This is a genomic window from Pseudarthrobacter sp. NPDC058329, from assembly GCF_042879835.1.
In the GTDB taxonomy this organism is placed as follows: Bacteria; Actinomycetota; Actinomycetes; order Actinomycetales; family Micrococcaceae; genus Arthrobacter.
This window is the reverse complement of record NZ_JBHVZR010000001.1, coordinates 924449-942111: the sequence shown is the minus strand read 5'-3', so window position 1 is coordinate 942111 and position 17663 is coordinate 924449. Positions and strand designations below refer to the sequence as shown.

At 65.7% G+C, this 17663-nt stretch carries 17 protein-coding genes; 2 read left to right on the top strand and 15 right to left on the bottom strand.

The annotated features are described in order from the left end of the window. Positions 1–211: 211 nt before the first annotated feature. The 8 genes from ACFVYC_RS04480 to ACFVYC_RS04445 all read right to left on the bottom strand — a co-directional run bounded on the left by ACFVYC_RS04480 (position 212) and on the right by ACFVYC_RS04445 (position 6427). The gene (locus ACFVYC_RS04480; protein WP_387547045.1) at positions 212–1504 is read right to left on the bottom strand and encodes an MFS transporter; all 1293 of its coding nucleotides are present in this window, start codon (positions 1502–1504) and stop codon (positions 212–214) included. A 54-nt stretch (positions 1505–1558) separates the two neighbouring features. Continuing rightward, positions 1559–2443 carry an SseB family protein gene (locus ACFVYC_RS04475; RefSeq protein ID WP_387547043.1) on the bottom strand — a complete coding sequence of 295 codons (885 nt, stop codon included), beginning with the start codon at positions 2441–2443 and terminating at the stop codon, positions 1559–1561. Between the two features lie 30 nt (positions 2444–2473). Beyond that, the gene (gene priA, locus ACFVYC_RS04470) at positions 2474–3220 is read right to left on the bottom strand and encodes a bifunctional 1-(5-phosphoribosyl)-5-((5-phosphoribosylamino)methylideneamino)imidazole-4-carboxamide isomerase/phosphoribosylanthranilate isomerase PriA (RefSeq protein WP_387547040.1); all 747 of its coding nucleotides are present in this window, start codon (positions 3218–3220) and stop codon (positions 2474–2476) included. A gap of 58 nt (positions 3221–3278) precedes the next feature. Next, positions 3279–3437 carry a hypothetical protein gene (locus tag ACFVYC_RS04465; protein ID WP_181037399.1) on the bottom strand — a complete coding sequence of 53 codons (159 nt, stop codon included), beginning with the start codon at positions 3435–3437 and terminating at the stop codon, positions 3279–3281. Further along, complete coding sequence (gene hisH, locus ACFVYC_RS04460) at positions 3438–4205, bottom strand: imidazole glycerol phosphate synthase subunit HisH (RefSeq protein WP_387547038.1); 768 nt, start codon at positions 4203–4205, stop codon at positions 3438–3440. Beyond that, positions 4202–4828 carry an imidazoleglycerol-phosphate dehydratase HisB gene (hisB, locus tag ACFVYC_RS04455; protein ID WP_104042767.1) on the bottom strand — a complete coding sequence of 209 codons (627 nt, stop codon included), beginning with the start codon at positions 4826–4828 and terminating at the stop codon, positions 4202–4204. The genes hisH and hisB overlap by 4 nt, the downstream gene beginning before the upstream one ends. A 60-nt stretch (positions 4829–4888) precedes the next feature. Then, the gene (locus ACFVYC_RS04450; RefSeq protein WP_387547035.1) at positions 4889–6007 is read right to left on the bottom strand and encodes a histidinol-phosphate transaminase; all 1119 of its coding nucleotides are present in this window, start codon (positions 6005–6007) and stop codon (positions 4889–4891) included. 63 nt (positions 6008–6070) lie between these two features. Continuing rightward, a complete protein-coding gene (locus ACFVYC_RS04445) occupies positions 6071–6427 on the bottom strand; it encodes a LysM peptidoglycan-binding domain-containing protein (protein WP_387547155.1) in 357 nt (118 codons plus the stop codon). A gap of 367 nt (positions 6428–6794) precedes the next feature. On the opposite strand from ACFVYC_RS04445, the gene lexA reads away from it, so the two are divergent. Next, positions 6795–7529 carry a transcriptional repressor LexA gene (lexA, locus tag ACFVYC_RS04440; protein WP_387547032.1) on the top strand — a complete coding sequence of 245 codons (735 nt, stop codon included), beginning with the start codon at positions 6795–6797 and terminating at the stop codon, positions 7527–7529. 73 nt (positions 7530–7602) lie between these two features. Here lexA and ACFVYC_RS04435 read toward each other — a convergent pair whose 3' ends face one another. Continuing rightward, positions 7603–9660 (bottom strand): ATP-dependent DNA helicase, encoded by a 2058-nt coding sequence (locus ACFVYC_RS04435; protein WP_387547030.1) that lies wholly within the window; start codon positions 9658–9660, stop codon positions 7603–7605. Then, complete coding sequence (hflX, locus tag ACFVYC_RS04430; RefSeq protein ID WP_387547028.1) at positions 9653–11233, bottom strand: GTPase HflX; 1581 nt, start codon at positions 11231–11233, stop codon at positions 9653–9655. The genes ACFVYC_RS04435 and hflX overlap by 8 nt, the downstream gene beginning before the upstream one ends. 423 nt (positions 11234–11656) lie before the next feature. Between hflX and ACFVYC_RS04425 the strand changes: the two genes are divergently transcribed. Continuing rightward, positions 11657–12280, top strand: a complete 624-nt coding sequence (locus ACFVYC_RS04425; protein ID WP_387547025.1) for a class I SAM-dependent methyltransferase — start codon at positions 11657–11659, stop codon at positions 12278–12280. Here ACFVYC_RS04425 and dapF read toward each other — a convergent pair. The 5 genes from dapF to recA all read right to left on the bottom strand — a co-directional run bounded on the left by dapF (position 12252) and on the right by recA (position 17489). After that, entirely contained in the window at positions 12252–13196 is a 945-nt protein-coding gene (gene dapF, locus ACFVYC_RS04420) for a diaminopimelate epimerase (RefSeq protein WP_387547023.1), read from the bottom strand. The genes ACFVYC_RS04425 and dapF overlap by 29 nt on opposite strands. 114 nt (positions 13197–13310) lie before the next feature. After that, positions 13311–14207: a tRNA (adenosine(37)-N6)-dimethylallyltransferase MiaA gene (miaA, locus tag ACFVYC_RS04415; protein ID WP_387547021.1), complete on the bottom strand. Its 897-nt coding sequence runs from the start codon at positions 14205–14207 to the stop codon at positions 13311–13313. Positions 14208–14210: 3 nt separating this feature from the next. Then, positions 14211–15788 (bottom strand): tRNA (N6-isopentenyl adenosine(37)-C2)-methylthiotransferase MiaB, encoded by a 1578-nt coding sequence (miaB, locus tag ACFVYC_RS04410; protein WP_387547019.1) that lies wholly within the window; start codon positions 15786–15788, stop codon positions 14211–14213. Between the two features lie 3 nt (positions 15789–15791). Further along, positions 15792–16430 (bottom strand): regulatory protein RecX, encoded by a 639-nt coding sequence (locus ACFVYC_RS04405; protein WP_387547017.1) that lies wholly within the window; start codon positions 16428–16430, stop codon positions 15792–15794. 3 nt (positions 16431–16433) lie between these two features. Continuing rightward, positions 16434–17489 carry a recombinase RecA gene (gene recA, locus ACFVYC_RS04400; RefSeq protein WP_104042776.1) on the bottom strand — a complete coding sequence of 352 codons (1056 nt, stop codon included), beginning with the start codon at positions 17487–17489 and terminating at the stop codon, positions 16434–16436. Between the last annotated feature and the right edge of the window lie 174 nt (positions 17490–17663).

The window sequence follows — 17663 nt, the reverse complement described above, 5'->3', positions numbered from 1 at the left end:
ACTTCCGGGTCTCCGCTGAAACATCGCTTAAATGCGGCACGGTCGTTGCAACTCCCAAAATCTATGGGTGTTGCAACGACCGCTAGAACTCAAGCTCGAGGGGAGGCCCGCCGTCGCCCGTTAACCCCCAGCTCCCGAAGTTGTTGGGCAGATGCCGGGACTTTCCGGGCCGCTGAGGTCCGGTTACCTGCCCAAGAAAATCAGCGGCGGGCTAAACCACGGCCCGGCGCCGGCGCTGCAGAACCAAGCCCACAACGCACAGCGCCACGCCTGCAGCGCCCACCGATACAAAGCCCCCGGACGGCCCCACCTGGTCAATGAACACGCCCGCCAACGGGGCGCCGAGCGCCACGCCGGCGGTAAGTGCAGAGCCGTACCAGCCCATCGCCTCGCCGCGTCTGGCCTCCTCCACCAGGTCCGCCACCTTTTCCGAGGCTGAGGAGAGAACCGGGGCGCAGAGGAGTCCCGGCAGGATGGCAACCAGGGCAAGCGACCAGGTGTCGTGGGCGAATCCCATGGGAATCGTCAGGGCCGCCATGGCGAGGAGCAGGACAATAGGCGAGACCGGCCGGTGCATGGCACCGTAGATGAGCCCGCCCACCACGGAGGCCGCGCACCAGAACAGGAAGACAATACCGATTTCCGCCTGGTGGCCGCCTGTTTCCAGTGCTGCAACAATGCCCACATCTGTGCCGCTGAGCACCATTCCCGTGCCGGCGGCAACAGCGAAGAGCGCGGCGACCGTGGCAGTGAACCACGTGAAGCTGCCGGCCACCTTGTCCTTCAAACCGGCGCTGCGGGCATGGTGGGCGGCTGCCGGGGCCAGGTCCGCGGCCGCTTCCTGCAGGTGGGCCGGGGCTGTGGAGACCACGGCGGACTCTGCTGCGCGCTGCTGGTCCGCCTCGCCGTCATCCGCAGACAAGGTGCTGCGCGTGGGCGGGTTGAACCACATCAGGAACAAGCCGGCCAAGGATGTGCAGACGCCAACGATGGTCAGGCCAGCCACGCTGAATCCGCTGGTGGCCACGATGGCGCCCGCGGCAGGACCGATCATAAAGACCACTTCGGTAGTGATCGCGTCCAGGGCGAACGCGGTGCGGCGCTGATCACCGTCAGCCAGCACGCCGAGGGACTGCCGCACCACGCTGAAGATGGGCAGCGTCAGCAGTCCGCCCACAAATACCAGCGGAAGCAGCCACTCGTACGAGACGTGCGGGACGATCGACCAAATGACAGTTTCGGACAGCACCGAAGGGATCAATGCCTTGCGCAGTCCCACGGTGTCCACCCGCCGGCCCCGCCACGGAGCACCCACAGCTATACCGATGGTCATCACGGCAGCGGCTGCACCGGCCGCGGCGTACCCCTGGCCAAGGGTAAGGACGATATGCAGGGTCAGCAGCACTCCGGCCGCCGAGTGCGGGATTCGGGCGATCATGCCGACCAGAAGCAGCCGCCTGATGGGCTGGACGGCCAGCAACTCCCGGTAGAGAGCGAAATTCACTAAAGGATCCTTCGGTCTGCCGCAGCCGGCCGGGGATCCCCCTCCTGGCAGCAGCTAGTGGACAGCGCGCCGCAGTTTGATTTCGATGGAGTCGACCCGCTCACCAAACAATACATTCCGGGACCACCCTGCCTGCAGTCCGGCCAGCAGCTGCTGCACGCCTTCGGCGTCCAGGCCGTCCGCGAGGTACAGCACCACCTGCAGTTCGGGTCCGGCGCCACCACCGGCAAGGACGGATCCGTCAGCGGCCCGGGCAGCTACTCCCCTGCCCGGCAGGAGTTCCAGGCTCCTGACCGCCGCGAAGCCGGCTGCAACCTGGCGCATCTCGTGGGCCAGTGCGTCGTCCGCGTAGGACGGGATCCAGTGCTGCTGCTGGGCCAGCGCCCACATGGCCGGCCTCCGCACCACAAAAGTCACCGCCGAGCCCGGGTCCAGGACGAGGAGTTCAGCGCCTTCAGACACCGCGGAAAGGGCTGCGCGGGCGGCGTAAACAGCCACCGGCCGCGCCTCGGGATGCCAGGCGGCCAGGGCGGCCGCAGAGGTGAAGGCGGGCATCGCCGTCCTGCCATCGGCTGCCTTCAGTGTCACGAGGGCCATGTCGGCCTGTTTATCCGCCTGCAGCCCGTCCTGCCCCTCCGCTTCCTCGGCAAGCTGGGCGACAATCGGGATAAAAACGCGGGCGGTGGCCAGTGAGGAGATGACACCCGTCTCATCCCCGTGCCCCGATTTCAAGGCTGCGACGGCGGTGAGGTAGTTGGCGTCGGCCGTTCCGTCGTCGTCCTCGAAGTTATGGATCCGGGCGTCCTCACCGGCGAGGCTCCGCCCGGCCCATGGCTGTCCGGCAGAATCAAAGGCGCCGCCGGCCCCCGCCAGTGCGGCGGCGATGTGGCCCGGCAGGTGACGCTGCGGAGGCGTGGTGCCGGGTTCGTTGCTGGCCAAGGCGTGCTCGCTCCGGAGAGTGCGCGCTGCCTAGCGGCGGCCGGCGACGTCGAGGGCTTCGGGCAGGGTGAAGGCACCGGCGTACAACGCCTTACCCACGATGGCGCCTTCAACACCGAGGGGCACCAGCGAACGGAGCACCTTGAGGTCGTCCAGGCTGGATATGCCGCCCGACGCCACCACAGGCTTGCCGGTCTTTTCCACCATCTGGCGGAGCAGCTCCACGTTGGGTCCCTGCAGCGTACCGTCCTTGGTCACATCAGTGACTACGTACCGCGCGCAGCCTGCCTCTTCGAGCCGGGACAGCACGTCCCAGAGGTCCCCGCCTTCCTTAGTCCAGCCGCGGCCGGCGAGGGTGGTTCCGCGGACATCGAGGCCAACGGCGATCTTGTCGCCGAAGCGTTCGATGGCCCGGCGGGTCCAGTCGGGGTTCTCGAGCGCTGCCGTCCCCAGGTTCACACGCGCCACGCCCAGGTCCAGGGCTGCTTCGAGCGTCTCATCGTCCCGGAGGCCGCCGGAGAGTTCAACGTTGATGTCGAGCCGGCCCACCACTTCACGGAGCAGGTCAGCGTTGGAGCCGCGGCCGAAGGCGGCGTCAAGGTCAACCAGGTGGACCCACTCCGCACCCTGCTGCTGCCAGTTCAGGGCGGCCTCCAGCGGGGTTCCGTAGCTGGTTTCGCTGCCTGCTTCGCCCTGGACCAGCCGGACGGCCTGGCCGTTGACGACGTCGACGGCGGGCAGCAGTTCAAGAACCGGCAGGTCGGTAGCGGAGTTCATGATGATCCTCGTGTGTTGGGGGGCAGAAATGTACGGCGGACGGCGGGCTGGCCGTCAGCTAGTTGGCGGGCAGCGTGAGCAGATAGGCGGCGAGCAGCGCCATGCCCGCCAGGACGTAGAACGAGACCTGCGTCCAGAGCGGCTTATGCTGCTGGCGGAAGGACAGGGCGCCGCCTATCAGCAGGCCCGCGAGCCCCATCAGGATGACGGACCACATTCAGGCGTCGCCGCAGGGGAAGGCTTCGCCGGTTTGGCCCGGTTCGCCTGCCACGGAAGGTTTACGGAGGGCGTCCACCCAGTTGTGCAGCAGCCGGGCGCCGGCGTCGCCGGACTTTTCCGGGTGGAACTGGGTGGCGCACAGCGGCCCGTTCTCAACCGCGGCGATGAACGGAGCGCCGTGCTCGGACCAGGTGACCAGGGGTGCGGCCATCCGCGGCTGGACGACGTCGAAGTTCCAGTCCTGCACGCCGTAGGAGTGCACAAAGTAGAACCGCTCATTTTCGACGCCGGCGAACAGCTTTGACCCAGCGGGTACCTTGACGGTGTTCCAGCCCATGTGCGGGACAACGTCCGCCGGAAGGAGTTCCACCTTGCCCGGCCATTCCCCAATGCCTTCAGCCTCGGTACCGTGTTCCACGCCGGCTTCGAAGAGCACCTGAAGGCCAACGCAGATACCCAGGACAGGGCGGCCGCCGGCAACGCGGCGGCCGATGAGGCGGATGCCGTCCACGGCCTTGAGCTCACGCATCACGGTTTCGAAAGCGCCAACGCCCGGAACCACCAGGCCGTCGGCGTTCAGGACGTCCTCGGGCTTGGCGCTCAGGATTACTTCTGCACCTGCCCGCTCAAGGGCGCGGACCGCGGAGCGGACGTTTCCTGAGCCGTAGTCCAGCACGGTTACCGTGGGTTTCCCCTCCGGCGACGGGAGCTTCCGGGAAGCCGACGGATCGATGATTGCGCCGTCCCGCAGCACCTGGCCGCTCACAGTGCGCCCTTCGTGGAGGGGATACCCTCAACCCGCGGATCGGATTCGACGGCGGCGCGAAGTGCCCGCGCGAACGCCTTGAACTGGGCCTCGACGATGTGGTGCGGATCCCGCCCGGCGATGACGTTCATGTGGAGGCAGATCCCGGCGTGCAGGGTGATTGCTTCAAAGACATGGCGGGTGAGCGAGCCGGTGAAGTGACCGCCGATCAGGTGGTACTCCTGGCCTGCCGGCTCTCCCCCGTGAACCAGGTAAGGGCGGCCCGACACGTCAACCACCGCGTGGGCCAGTGCCTCGTCCAAAGGAACGGTGGCCTCGCCGAAGCGGCGGATTCCTGCCTTGTTTCCGAGTGCCGTGCGCAGCACTTCTCCGAACGTGATGGCCACGTCTTCCACGGTGTGGTGGACATCGATGTGGATGTCTCCGGTGGCCTTCACGGTCAGGTCAATTAGCGAGTGCTTGCAGAGCGCTGTCAGCATGTGGTCGTAAAAGGGCACCGAGGTATCGATGTCCGAGATGCCGGTGCCGTCCAGGTTGATCTCCACGAGCACGGAGGATTCACTCGTGGCACGCTCCATGCGCGCGGTCCGGGCCGCGGCCGCATTGGATCCGGTGGAACTCATGGTCAAGTGTCCTTTGGGAAGAAGGAGTGGTTCAGGGCGTCCAGCGCCGCTGCTTCAAGTCTAGGCCGGAAGCCTGGGCTGGCCGGCAAGGATGCTTTCCAGGGAGGTCAGGAACGCTGTGGTTTCCGTCTCAGTGCCTGCGGTGACGCGAAGATGGCCGGGGATCCCGACGTCACGGATCAGGACTCCGGCGTCGAGCAGTTCCTGCCAGACCTGGTGGGGATTCTCCAGTCCGCCGAAGAAAACGTAGTTGGAGTCGGACGCGGCGGGCTTGAGGCCCATCCGGATCAGTTCAGCCACGATCCGGTCGCGCTGCTTCTTGATGTCTTCAACATCGGCCATCAGCGCTTCACGGTGCTGCAGGGCAGCGAGGGCTGCTGCCTGGGTAATCGAGGAAAGGTGGTACGGCAGGCGCACCAGGCGCAGCGCATCCGTAACCTCCGGAGCCGCTGCCATGTAGCCCAGGCGCGCTCCGGCCAGGGCGAAGGCCTTGCTCATGGTCCGTGACACGATCAACCGTTCCCGGCCGGGCAGGAGGGTCAGGGCGCTCGGCGTTCCATCGTGGGCGAACTCGTGGTAGGCCTCATCAACGATAACGATCGTCTGGCTCGCTTCGCCGGCCTCGTACACGGCTTCCACAACGTCGAGCCCCAGCCCGGTTCCGGTGGGGTTGTTCGGCGAGCAGAGGAAAACGATGCTGGGCTGCAGCTCCTTCACCTGAAGGGCCGCGGACTCTGCGCTGAGGCCGTAGCCGTCAGCCCGTTCACCCACGATGTATTCGGTGTCCGTTCCGCTGGCCAGCAGCGGGTACATGGAGTACGTGGGCGGGAAGCCGAGGGCGGTGCGGCCGGGGCCGCCAAAAGCCTGGAGTATCTGCTGGAGCACTTCGTTGGAGCCGTTGGCCGCCCACACGTTTGACTCATCGAGTCCGTGGCCCAGGTATTCCGCCAGGGCCTTCCGCAGCTCCGTAAACTCCCTGTCCGGGTACCGGTTTAGGCCGGTGGCGGCTTCTGTCACTGCGGCGCTGATGGCAGCCTGCACGTCCGCCGGCACACCGTGGGTGTTCTCGTTGACATTGAGGAGGATGGGAACATCCAGCTGGGGCGCGCCGTATGGGGTAAGCCCACGGAGGTTGCTGCGGAGGGGTAGCCGGTTGAGGCGCTCTAGCTGGTCATTCACCTGAACAGTTTAGTGCTCGTGCCGGGCACGGGAAAATGTGACGCCGCCACGGGACTCGGGCTACTACCGGGTGGGCACGTACAACTGCTGCCCCGGAAGAACCGAGCCGGCGGTGAGGTTGTTGAGCTGGACAATGTCGGCCACGACATCCCGCGCGTCCCGCTCCGGGGCGATGCTTCCGGCAATGGCCCACAGGGACTCGCCCGGCTGCACAGTAACGGTGACGGTCGGTGTAACGGAAAGGTCCGACACCGAATCGGAGGCCTTAGCCGGGGAGTTGAAGAAGCCTGCCAGGGAGAGGAGCAGGGCCGCCAGCAGCACGAGGGGAATACCAATCAGGACAACCTTCCCGCGCCGCGTCAGGCGCAGGGGCGGGAGAGAGGCCTGACGGTCCGCCAGCCGGTGGTCCGGCCCGGACATGAGGTGACGCACCGGGATTGAATCCTGTGAAGCAGATGTAGCTGACATGACTTAGCCCTCCTGGACCATACTGTGCTGCCCGATGTTCTCCTCCGGATCCGCCGGCCCCGGCGACCCTGGTGCGGGTCTTCGAATGCCTGCGTTCGGAGTAGAACAAATGTTCGAACTTTGCTCCTACTGTTTTAGCACCTATCAACGAACAATGTCGAGACTCGCTAGAACAAATGTTTGAAAAAGCAATGTGGCTGGCCTAGCTTTGAAGAAAAGAACAACCACTCGGAAGTTGATCAGCAGGGTCTGACAATTACGGCGTGAACTTCAGGTCCGGGCCACCAGGGCCCGGGGCAACCGAAAGGCATTGGCGAATATGGCAGCAGCAGCCGCCGGGGGCAGGGCAACCTCCCAACCGAAGAAGACCGCCAAGGGCCTCACGCCGCGGCAGAAGAAGATCCTCGAGACCATCCAGCGCTCCGTCAATGACAACGGGTATCCGCCGTCAATGCGGGAAATTGGGGACACCGTGGGCCTCGCGAGCCTGTCCAGCGTCACCCACCAGCTTTCGCAGCTGGAAAAGCTTGGCTACCTTCGGCGCGACCCCAAGCGGCCGCGTGCCATGGAGGTGCTGATGCCGCTCACCCTGGATGGCGGTTCGCAGAAGCAGGCAGCCGAGCCGGCTCCGCACCTGCCCGGCGGCAGCGGCACCGTTACAGCGCTTCCCACCGCCATGGACACTGCCATGGTGCCCCTCGTGGGCCGGATCGCCGCCGGTGGACCCATCTTGGCTGATCAGGTGGTGGAGGACGTCCTGCCGCTCCCCCGCCAACTGGTGGGCCAGGGGGAACTGTTTATGCTCAAGGTGGCCGGTGATTCCATGGTGGACGCCGCTATCTGCGACGGCGACTGGGTAGTGGTCCGCCGTCAGGCAGACGCCGCCAACGGGGATATCGTCGCGGCGTTGCTGGATGACGAGGCCACTGTGAAAACCTTCCGGCAGCGGGACGGCCACACCTGGCTGCTCCCCCAGAACACGCAGTACGAGCCCATCCTTGGCGACCACGCCACCATCATGGGCAAGGTTGTGTCGGTGCTCCGCTCGCTTTGACCAGCGCCCGGGGAGCGCGCCCAGCGCGGCAGCCCCGGTGCGTTGCCACGCCCGGGGCTGCCGCGCCGGGCGGTCAGACCTTCTCCCCGGCCAGCCTCTCCAGCGCCGCGATGGCCGTCTTCCTGTCCGTTGTGGACCAGAACGGGGGCAGGGCGCCGCGGAGGAATCCGGCGTAGCGTTCTGTGGCCAGCCGGGAATCCAGCACCGCCACCACACCCTTGTCCCCGGTGGACCGGATCAGCCGCCCCGCACCCTGTGCGAGCCGGATTGCGGCGTGTGTGGCGGAGACTGACATAAAGCCGTTGCCGCCCGCCTGCGCCACCGCCCGGGACCGGGCGGTCATCAGGGGATCGTCGGGCCGGGGGAACGGAATCCGGTCGATGACCACTAGGCGGCAGGACCCGCCCGGAACGTCCACGCCCTGCCACAGCGACATGGTGCCGAACAGGCAGGTATCGGGTTCGTCGGCAAACTGCTTCACTAGGGCCGTCATGGTGGAGTCGCCCTGGCACAGGACGGTCATCCCAAGCTTTGGCCGCAGCGCATCGGCCGCTTCCTCGGCCGCACGCCGGGACGAAAACAGGCAGAGCGCGCCGCCGTTGGAAGCCTTGATCAGGGCCTCCAGTTCGGCCAACGATTCAGGGGACGCTCCACGGCCGGGCTTAGGCAGGTGCCCGGCCACGTACAGGATCCCCTGCTTGGGGTAGTCAAAGGGCGACCCAACATCGACACCGGTCCAGCTGGGGGCGCCCTCGCCCACGAGCCCCAATCCACCTGCTGCCGGCTCGAACGCTGAACCAATCGCCAGGGTGGCGGAGGTCAGCACCACGGTGTGCCCGGCGAACAGGCCTTCACGCAGCCGCCCGGCCACGGACAGCGGGGCGATGTTGATCAGCACGGGCGCTGTCTCGTCGGGCTGGGAGTATCCCTGTTGTGGGTCAAAGGAACTGGCACGGGAAAACCACACCACTTCCCGGTTCTCGCGGGCGGCGAGCAGCCGTTCGCACAGTTCCAGGATGAGCATCAGGCGGGAGCGCGCGAGTTGCCGGCCGCCGTCGGCAGTGGTGCTGCTGTCCCCCTTGGAGTCGGAAAGGGCAGCACGGCAGGCCTCCCGCAGCTGGTCCACGCAGTCCAGCTGCTCGTCGTTCAGGCCATTGGGGAGCAACCCGTTCGGAACTCCCGCGAGGGCAACCTCCAGATTGGCGGCGGCGGCGTTCAGCGCATCCACCGTAATGGCGGTGTGCTTGCGGGCGCCGGCGGCCGCGGCATGGACCATGGCCACCGAGAGCTGTCCGGAGACGGCGCCGGTGACCCGGTCCTGGAGTTCGTGGGCCTCGTCTACCACCACCACGTCATATTCGGGCAGCACTGCCAGGCCTTCAAAGGCGCTGACGGCGAGCATGGCGTGGTTGGTGACCACCACATCGGCTTCGGCGGCGTCCTGCCGTGCGAGCTCGCTGAAGCACTCGGCTGCCATGGGGCACTTTTGGGCGCCCAGGCACTCCATCGAGGTGACGGAGACCTGCCGCCATGCCCGGTCAGTGACGCCGGGCAGGAGTTCATCACGGTCGCCGGTGGTAGTTTTTTCAGCCCATTCCCGCAGACGCACAACTTCCTTGCCCAGCTGGGAGCTGGGACCACCAACAGCCGCAGCGAAGTGCGGGACGCTGGTGTCCTCGCCGAGGGAAAACAGCTGGCCCTCGGCAGGTTCTTCGGAGGGAAACCCGCCTTCGAGTTTGTGCACGCAGACGTAGTTGGACCGGCCTTTGACCAGGGCAACTTTTACTGGCCGGTCCAGTGCCGGGGTGATGGTTTTCAGGAGACGTGGTATGTCCCTGCCCACAATCTGCGTCTGGAGGGCAAGCGTTGCGGTGGACACCAGGGCGGGCTTGTCGCTCTCGAGGGCGTGGGCTATCAGGGGTATCAGGTATGCCAGCGACTTGCCTGTGCCCGTGCCGGCCTGGACCAGCAGATGATCGCCGGTTTCGATCGCCCGGGCCACCTGCCTTGCCATCTCGTGTTGTCCGCTGCGGCTTTGCCCGCCCATGCCGGCCACGGCGCGGTCGAGCAGCTCGATCACGAACTGCTCGCCCGCCGTGCCTGTGGCTTCGTCAGCCACGAGGTCAGTCATTGCTGACGAATGGTTCCAGTTCAGCCGCGAGGCCTTCCCGGACTTTAACAACTGCCCGGGTACCGGCTTCATCGTGGTCAACGCTGATGATCTCGGCGTCGGACTCGTGCAGCTTGCTGATCAGGTCCCCACGCTCGTAGGGAATAAGCAGCTCGAGCTTGACCGACGGACGCGGGATAGACTCGCTGATCGCCTTCAGCAGCTCCGGGATGCCCTCCCCCGTGCGGGCCGAAACTACAACGTGGCGCGGTTCGCGCTGCTTCAACCGCTCCACCACAAAGGGATCTGCAGCGTCCGCCTTGTTGAGGACGATGATCTCCGGAACCTTGCGGGCGTCCACCTCGCTGAAGACCTTCCGTACTGCAGCTATCTGGCCCTCGGGGTCCGGGTGCGAGACGTCCACCACGTGCAGGATCAGGTCCGAGTCCGCAACCTCCTCGAGGGTGGACCGGAACGCCTCCACGAGCTGCGTAGGCAGGGAGCGGACGAAGCCCACGGTATCGGCCAGCGTGTAACCAAGTCCGTCGGCGGTTTCGGCCTTGCGGACAGTGGGATCCAGTGTGGCGAACAGGGCGTTCTCCACGAGCACCCCGGCGTCCGTCAGTCGGTTCAGCAGTGAGGACTTGCCGGCGTTGGTGTACCCGGCGATTGCCACGGAGGGCACTTCATTACGACGACGGTTGGCGCGTTTGGTCTCCCGGGCCGGCTTCATCGCGGCGATCTCCCGCCGGAGCTTCGCCATGCGGGTGCGGATCCGCCGGCGGTCCAGTTCGATCTTCGTCTCACCGGGACCACGCGAACCCATGCCGGCGGCGGCGCCGCCCACCTGGCCACCGGCCTGGCGGGACATCGACTCGCCCCAGCCGCGAAGGCGCGGCAGGAGGTACTCGAGCTGCGCCAGCTCCACCTGGGCCTTGCCTTCACGGCTCTTCGCATGCTGGGCGAAGATATCCAGGATCAGGCCTGTCCGGTCAATGACCTTGACCTTGACGATGTCCTCAAGGCCACGGCGCTGGGACGGAGCCAACTCGGCGTCCACCACAACCGTGTCCGCGCCAGTGGACAACACGATGTCCTTCAGTTCCTGCGCTTTACCTGATCCCAGGAAGGTGCCCGGGTCCGGCTTGTCACGGCGCTGCACGAGCCCGTCCAGGACTTCCGAACCTGCTGTTTCGGCAAGAGCCGCAAGCTCCCGCAGCGAGTTTTCCGCGTCCGCGAGGGTACCCTCCGACCAGATGCCGGCGAGGACTACGCGTTCCAGGCGAAGCTGGCGGTACTCGACCTCGGTGACGTCTTCCAGTTCCGTGGAAAGGCCTGCCGTGCGGCGCAGGGCGCGGCGTTCCTCAAGGTCCTGCTGGTCGCCGTCGTACGTTGTGTGTTCTTCATCCAGACGGGATATGGCCTGGGCCTTGCCGAATAGGGCTTTTCCGTCACCGCGGCTGCCATCGCCTGGCGTGCTGACGGTTTTGGCCGGGACGTCCTTGGAGAGAATCCGGTCGATCACAGCCTGGATTTCCTCAGGGCTCATGTCCTGGGCGGCTGGATCGGATCCGGTGTTGGGCTGGCTGGTCATGGTCTCCTTTGAAGGTTCGGCAGTTCCAGAATAGTGCCGATTGCTGGTGCTTGGGGAAGTATTCGCGCTGGGCTGACGGCCTGCGGTCATGCGGTTCTCCTGTTTGTTTCGCCGGGCCGCGAAAGCGGACGGCGGTGGCGGCCACCTCACGGGGAAGCGGCGGAGTTGGAAGGAGCCGGAGAATCGGCGAAAGAGCCAGCGGGAGGCCGACCTTCGAGTATTGTCCGGCGGCCGAAAATCACGCTGCGCGTGGTCCGGTGCACTGTGCGGAAGGATTAATACCTGCGTCGCTGCGGGACGTGGCTGCGGACGGGCAAGACCCGTGCAGGCTACTCAAAGATCAGGAACATGGGCTAAACCCTAGCAGAGGAGCAAAGAGCGGAGTTTCACTTTACGCTGCAAGGGGAACTACTCTGGCCAGTTATGGAGTCCGCACACTATTTCAGCGCATCCCCCGCCGGCCCTTTCACGCGAAAGCCCCTCACGGTGGAACTCGGCGGGGAAACGCGGACGCTGCAGACCTCCTCCGGCATCTTCAGCCCGGACGGGATTGACAAGGGAACTGCCGTGCTGCTGGCAGAGGTTCCCGCGCCGGCGCCTACCGGAAACCTGCTGGACATCGGCTGCGGCTGGGGTCCGATTGCGCTCAGCATGGCCCTGCGCGCGCCGCACTCACGGGTTTACGCCGTCGATGTCAATGAACGCTGCATAACGCTCACGAACGAGAACGCAAGTGCACTGGGACTTTCGAACGTGGTGGCCAGTACGCCGGATGCCGTGGATCCTGAGGTGCGCTTTGACACCATCTGGTCCAACCCGCCTATCAGGATTGGCAAGGACGAACTGCATTCGCTCCTGAAGCTGTGGCTGCCGCGCCTGGCGCCGGGCGGCACGGCGTGGCTGGTGGTGCAGAAGAACCTGGGTTCGGACTCGCTTCAGCGCTGGCTGGCTGCTGAGCTGGATGACTCCTTCAGTGTGAGCCGCGAGTCAACGTCCAAGTCCTTCCGCATCCTGAAGGTCAGGAAAGCGTCCCTGTCGCCACAATGACCGCGGGACCACTGAGCTCCACGTGTTCGTGGCCTCCGGGGCCGGCGAAGAATTTAACGCCCACCACGCCTCCGGGCACGTGGACCTGCCACGTGTCCGGTGCTTCGGCTCCTGCCCAGTGCCTGATCGCCACGGCTGCGGCGCAGGCTCCCGTGCCGCACGACTGGGTTTCCCCAACGCCGCGTTCGTGCACCCGCATGGTGACTGAGCCGACGCCCTCGTGCACGAGCGGTTCGGAGGGAACCACAAACTCCACGTTGGTGCCGTTGGCCGGCATCGGGTCAACCACGGGCGCGGTGAAGAGGCGGGTCCCCTCAAGTTCTGAGAGTTCGGCGAGGGCAACCACAGTGTGGGGGTTGCCCATGCTGACGGACAAGGCGGGACGGGGAACTTCCAGTCCGTCCGCAGTGACCAGCGAATCCATCGCCTTGGCGGTTGCCTCCCCCGGGAAGATGAACTCCCAGGGACCCATGTCGACGGCGTAATCCCCGCCGATCCGTACCACCGTTTTCGCCCCGCCCCGGGTGCCGATGGTGAGGGCGCCGCCGTCGGGCAAGTCCACCAGGCCTTCGGTGAGGAGGAAGTGGACGAAGACGCGGACTCCGTTGCCGCACATCTCGGACAGTGACCCGTCGCCGTTGCGGTAGTCCATAAACCACTCAGCCTCGGGGCTGGCGGCCAGCAGTTCGCGGCCCTCGGGCAGGAGACGGGACGGGACGGCGCGGATGAGGCCGTCTCCACCGATGCCGCGGTGGCGGTCGCACACGGCTGCCACCTGTTCTGCCGCTATGGTGTGCATGCCCTCGGGATCAGCAACCAGGACAAAATCGTTGCCGGTGCCGTGCCCCTTGGAAAAGCGGAGCCCGCCCAGCGTCCGGAAGGCATGCTCTTTTGTCGCGGCAAGGGTTGCGTTCATGGTTTCAAGGGTACCGGCCGGCCGGTACGCGCTCGAAACGGGGAAGTCCAGAGCAGTTACGGGACTTAGCCAGACCCACAAGTCCTCATACCTGCCCAAACACCCCGGCGCTCATCATCCGCAGAGCGCGGCAGCGCGGGCGGTCAGGCCCGGATCCTGCCAGTCCAGCCATGTGATCCGGGGGTCCGCACGGAACCAGGTGAGCTGGCGGCGAGCGAACTGCCGGGTGGCCACGATAGTTTCTCCGGCGGCCTCAGGAACTGTTGCTTCGCCGTCGAGCACCCGCAGGAACTGCGAGTAGCCCAGGGCGCGGGGCGCTGTTTTGCCTTGCCGGAGTCCCTGCGCCTCAAGCCGCTCCACCTCGGCCAGCAGACCGTTGTCCACCATGCGGTGGACCCGGAGGGCAAGCCGCTCGCGCAGTTGATCGCGGTCAACTGCGAGGCCTATCTGCACTGCGGGCTGGAAGTACTCGCGCCGGGGCATAAAGGAACTGAACGGGCGGCCGGTGAGCTGGTGGACCTCAAGGGCACGAACAATGCGCCGGCCGTCCGAGAGCCTGCTGGCAGAAACCGGGTCGACTTCCTCCAGCCGCGCCAGCAGAGCAGCACTGCCCCGTGCCGCAAGCTCATCCTCAAGCTGCTGGCGAAGCCTAGGATCCGTCCCCGGAAATTCGAGGATGTCCAGGGCGGCCCGGACGTACAGACCCGAGCCGCCGGCCAGGACGGCCCGCTTGCCGCGCGCATGGATATCCGCGACGAGCTCACGCACCTGCTGCTGGAACCGGGAAACGCTGGCTTCGTCAATGACGTCCAGGATGTCCAGGAGATGGTGCGGAACTCCCCTGCGTTCGTCAACGGTGATTTTCGCTGTGCCGATATCCATGCCGCGGTAGAACTGCATGGCGTCGGCGTTAATGACTTCGCCGTCCAGCTCAAGGGCGAGGCCTACTGCGAGGTCGGACTTACCGGAACCCGTGGGACCGACGACGGCGATAACCGGCGGAGAGCCCACGGATCAGCGGCTGCGGACGGGCAGCGCAGGCATCCCGAGGGAAACGCCCGCCCGGCCGTTGCCGGCGGCCGATGCAGGCGCTCCGCAGGAATCCGCCTGGGACCTGTCCCAGGCGTCACCGGCACGGGAACGGCGCAGGCTGTAGTCCTCAAGGGCGGGATCGGCGACAAGGTGGAAGGAGGCGGCCTCGGTAATGGTGACGGTTACCAGGTCACCCGGGCGCGGCGCGGGCGCACCTTCGGGTACCGAGAAATGCACCAGCCGCTGGTCCTGTGAGCGGCCGGACAACCGGTGGGTTTCTCCGGCCTTCCGGCCTGACTGGGCGGTGACCATAACTTCCACCCGGCGGCCGAGCTGTTTCCGGTTCTCCTCCGCGGCGATCCGGTCCTGCAGCGCGGTCAGCCGTTCAAAGCGCTCCTGCACCACGGCCTTCGGCAACTGGTCCGGCAGGTCCGCGGCGGGTGTGCCGGGGCGTTTGGAGTACTGGAACGTAAAGGCCGTTGCGAACCTGGACCCCTCCACCACGTCCAGGGTTGCCTGGAAGTCTTCCTCAGTTTCCCCGGGGAAGCCAACGATGATGTCCGTGGAAATGGCGGCATGGGGGATTTTCTCCCGGACCTTGTCCAGGATGCCCAGGAATTTTGTGGACCGGTAGGACCGCCTCATGTCCCGCAGGACCTTGTCCGAGCCCGACTGCAGCGGCATGTGGAGCTGCGGCATCACGTTCGGCGTTTCGGCCATGGCATCGATGACGTCGTCTGTGAAAGCGGCCGGGTGCGGGCTGGTGAAACGGACCCGTTCAAGCCCCGCAATCTCCCCGCAGGCCCTCAGGAGTTTTGAGAAGGCCTGCCGGTCACCGAATTCAACGCCGTAGGAGTTGACGTTCTGGCCAAGGAGGGTCACCTCGATGGCTCCATCGTCCACCAGGGCCTGGATCTCCGCGAGGATATCCCCGGGCCGGCGGTCCTTCTCTTTGCCGCGCAGGGCCGGAACGATGCAGAACGTGCAGGTGTTGTTGCAGCCCACCGAGATGGACACCCAACCCGAGTAGACGGAGTCGCGCTTGGTGGGCAGCGTGGACGGGAAGACGTCCAGCGACTCCAGGATTTCCAGTTGCGCCTCATCGTTGTGGCGGGCCCGCTCGAGCAGGGCGGGCAAGGCGCCGACATTGTGGGTACCGAATACGGCGTCCACCCACGGCGCCTTTTTCAGGATGGTTTCCCGGTCCTTCTGTGCCAGGCAACCGCCGACGGCGATCTGCATCCCCGGGTTGGCTGCTTTGACCGGGGCCAGGATTCCGAGGTTGCCGTACAGCTTGTTGTCAGCGTTCTCGCGCACTGCACAAGTGTTGAACACCACGACATCGGCCTGTGCACCATCTGACGGCACGTAGCCTGCATCCTCCAGCATGCCGGCCATGCGCTCTGAATCGTGCACGTTCATCTGGCATCCGAAGGTCCGCACCTCATAGGTGCGGGGCTTCTGCGCGCCGGACTCCGGAACGGGCTCAGGCTGGGCGACGGCGCTGGACCCTGCAGGGGTGGTGGCGCCGGAAAGAGGGGAAGGAATGGTCAAACTCACCTGTTAAGGGTACCGGTTCAGCGGCTGGTCATTGTCGGGAGCAGCGTGCGCATCGAGGACCTCGCTGACGATGCGGAACGCCTGGGAGGGCTGGTAACCCTTACGGGCCAGCATGGACGCCAGCCGGCGCGTCACTTTGTCCCGCTCCGCCCTGTCCCCCAGGTCAGTCCCGGGACGCAGCTTCCGCTCCACCAAGGCCCTTGCAGCGGCTTCCTCGTCGGCGCCGGAGAGCTGCTCAAGTGCTGCCGCAGCGGTTTCCCCGCTGACGCCCTTTTCCGCCAGTTCCCGCCGGAGAGCCCCCTTCGCCAGCTTCCGGGACTGCGCCCGGCTCCGCACCCACATGTCCGCGAATTCGGCGTCGTCGACAAGCCGTGCTTCCTGGAACTTGTCCAGCACAGCCTCGGCAACGTCTTCCGGGATGTTCCGCTCGGCGAGCTTGCGGGCCAGTTGCAGCCTGGTTTTCGCCGAGGCCGCCAGCTGCCGGTACACGATGGCCTTGGCGACGGACACGGGATCCGGTTCAGCGTCACCCTCAACCGGCGAGCCTGGATCCGGGCCGTCCTGGAAGTCGTTCGAATACGAAGCAGCGCGCCGCCCGCCGGTTCCTGCCCGGCGGGGACGCGCTCTTTCAGCACTGGTCAAGGGCTAGAACCCGTCTACGGCTTTCAGCTTCGGGGAGTCCTTGGACTCGGGCTCCGCGGGCTTCACGCCAACCCCGAGCTTTTCCTTGATCAGGCGCTCAAGCTCGGCAGCCAGCTCGGGGTTGTCGCGGAGGAACCTGCGCGAGTTTTCCATGCCCTGGCCCAGCTGGTCGCCGTCATAAGTAAACCAGGAGCCGGACTTCTTAATGATGCCGTGCTCCACGCCCATGTCGATGATGCCGCCCTCGCGGGAGATGCCCTGGCCATAGATGATGTCGAACTCTGCGATCTTGAAGGGCGGGGCCATCTTGTTCTTGACGATCTTGGCCTTGGTGCGGTTACCGACAGAGTCGGCGCCTTCCTTGAGGGTTTGAATGCGGCGCACGTCAATACGGATGGAGGCGTAGAACTTCAGCGCCTTACCACCGGTGGTGGTCTCGGGGGAACCGAAGAAGACACCGATCTTTTCGCGGAGCTGGTTGATGAAGATCGCGGTTGTCTTGGTCTGGCTGAGGCGTCCGGTGATCTTACGCAGGGCCTGGCTCATCAGGCGGGCCTGGAGGCCCACGTGGCTGTCGCCCATGTCGCCTTCGATTTCAGCGCGCGGCACCAGGGCGGCAACGGAGTCGATGACGATGACATCCAGGGAGCCTGAACCCACCAGCATGTCCATGATTTCCAGGGCCTGCTCACCCGTATCCGGCTGGGACACCAGGAGCGCATCCGTGTCAACGCCGAGTTTCGCGGCGTACTCGGGATCGAGGGCGTGCTCGGCGTCGATGAAGGCGGCGATGCCGCCCAGGCGCTGGGCGTTTGCCACGGCATGGAGGGCCACGGTGGTCTTACCGGAGGATTCCGGCCCGTAGATTTCTACGACGCGGCCACGGGGCAGGCCGCCAATTCCCAAAGCTACATCCAACGCAATGGACCCTGTGGGGATGACCTCAATCGGGGCCCGGACTTCGTCACCGAGCCGCATGACCGAGCCTTTACCGAACTGCTTGTCGATCTGGGCCAGCGCTGCTTCGAGCGCTTTTGCACGATCCGGGGCTGCCGCCATGGTTCACACCTCTAATGCTTTCTCGCTTTGGAGTGGCCTCAGCGGCCGTTTATTGGTCATCTCTGACGCTAATGGGACCCACTGACATTCCGGCCGGAGGACGGCGGCTATGTGGAAAACCCGCTATGAAAAGCATAGCTTTACCCGAACAGGTATTCGAACAGCCGCGCGGCG

What these genes read in the sequence shown, in the direction of transcription:
- priA (WP_387547040.1), bottom strand. Translation starts at nt 3,220, where the DNA reads ATGAACTCCGCTACCGACCTGCCGGTTCTTGAACTGCTGCCCGCCGTC.
- ACFVYC_RS04465 (WP_181037399.1), bottom strand. Translation starts at nt 3,437, where the DNA reads ATGTGGTCCGTCATCCTGATGGGGCTCGCGGGCCTGCTGATAGGCGGC.
- hisB (WP_104042767.1), bottom strand. Translation starts at nt 4,828, where the DNA reads ATGAGTTCCACCGGATCCAATGCGGCCGCGGCCCGGACCGCGCGCATG.
- ACFVYC_RS04445 (WP_387547155.1), bottom strand. Translation starts at nt 6,427, where the DNA reads ATGTCCGGGCCGGACCACCGGCTGGCGGACCGTCAGGCCTCTCTCCCG.
- lexA (WP_387547032.1), top strand. Translation starts at nt 6,795, where the DNA reads ATGGCAGCAGCAGCCGCCGGGGGCAGGGCAACCTCCCAACCGAAGAAG.
- ACFVYC_RS04435 (WP_387547030.1), bottom strand. Translation starts at nt 9,660, where the DNA reads ATGACTGACCTCGTGGCTGACGAAGCCACAGGCACGGCGGGCGAGCAG.
- hflX (WP_387547028.1), bottom strand. Translation starts at nt 11,233, where the DNA reads ATGACCAGCCAGCCCAACACCGGATCCGATCCAGCCGCCCAGGACATG.
- ACFVYC_RS04425 (WP_387547025.1), top strand. Translation starts at nt 11,657, where the DNA reads ATGGAGTCCGCACACTATTTCAGCGCATCCCCCGCCGGCCCTTTCACG.
- dapF (WP_387547023.1), bottom strand. Translation starts at nt 13,196, where the DNA reads ATGAACGCAACCCTTGCCGCGACAAAAGAGCATGCCTTCCGGACGCTG.
- recA (WP_104042776.1), bottom strand. Translation starts at nt 17,489, where the DNA reads ATGGCGGCAGCCCCGGATCGTGCAAAAGCGCTCGAAGCAGCGCTGGCC.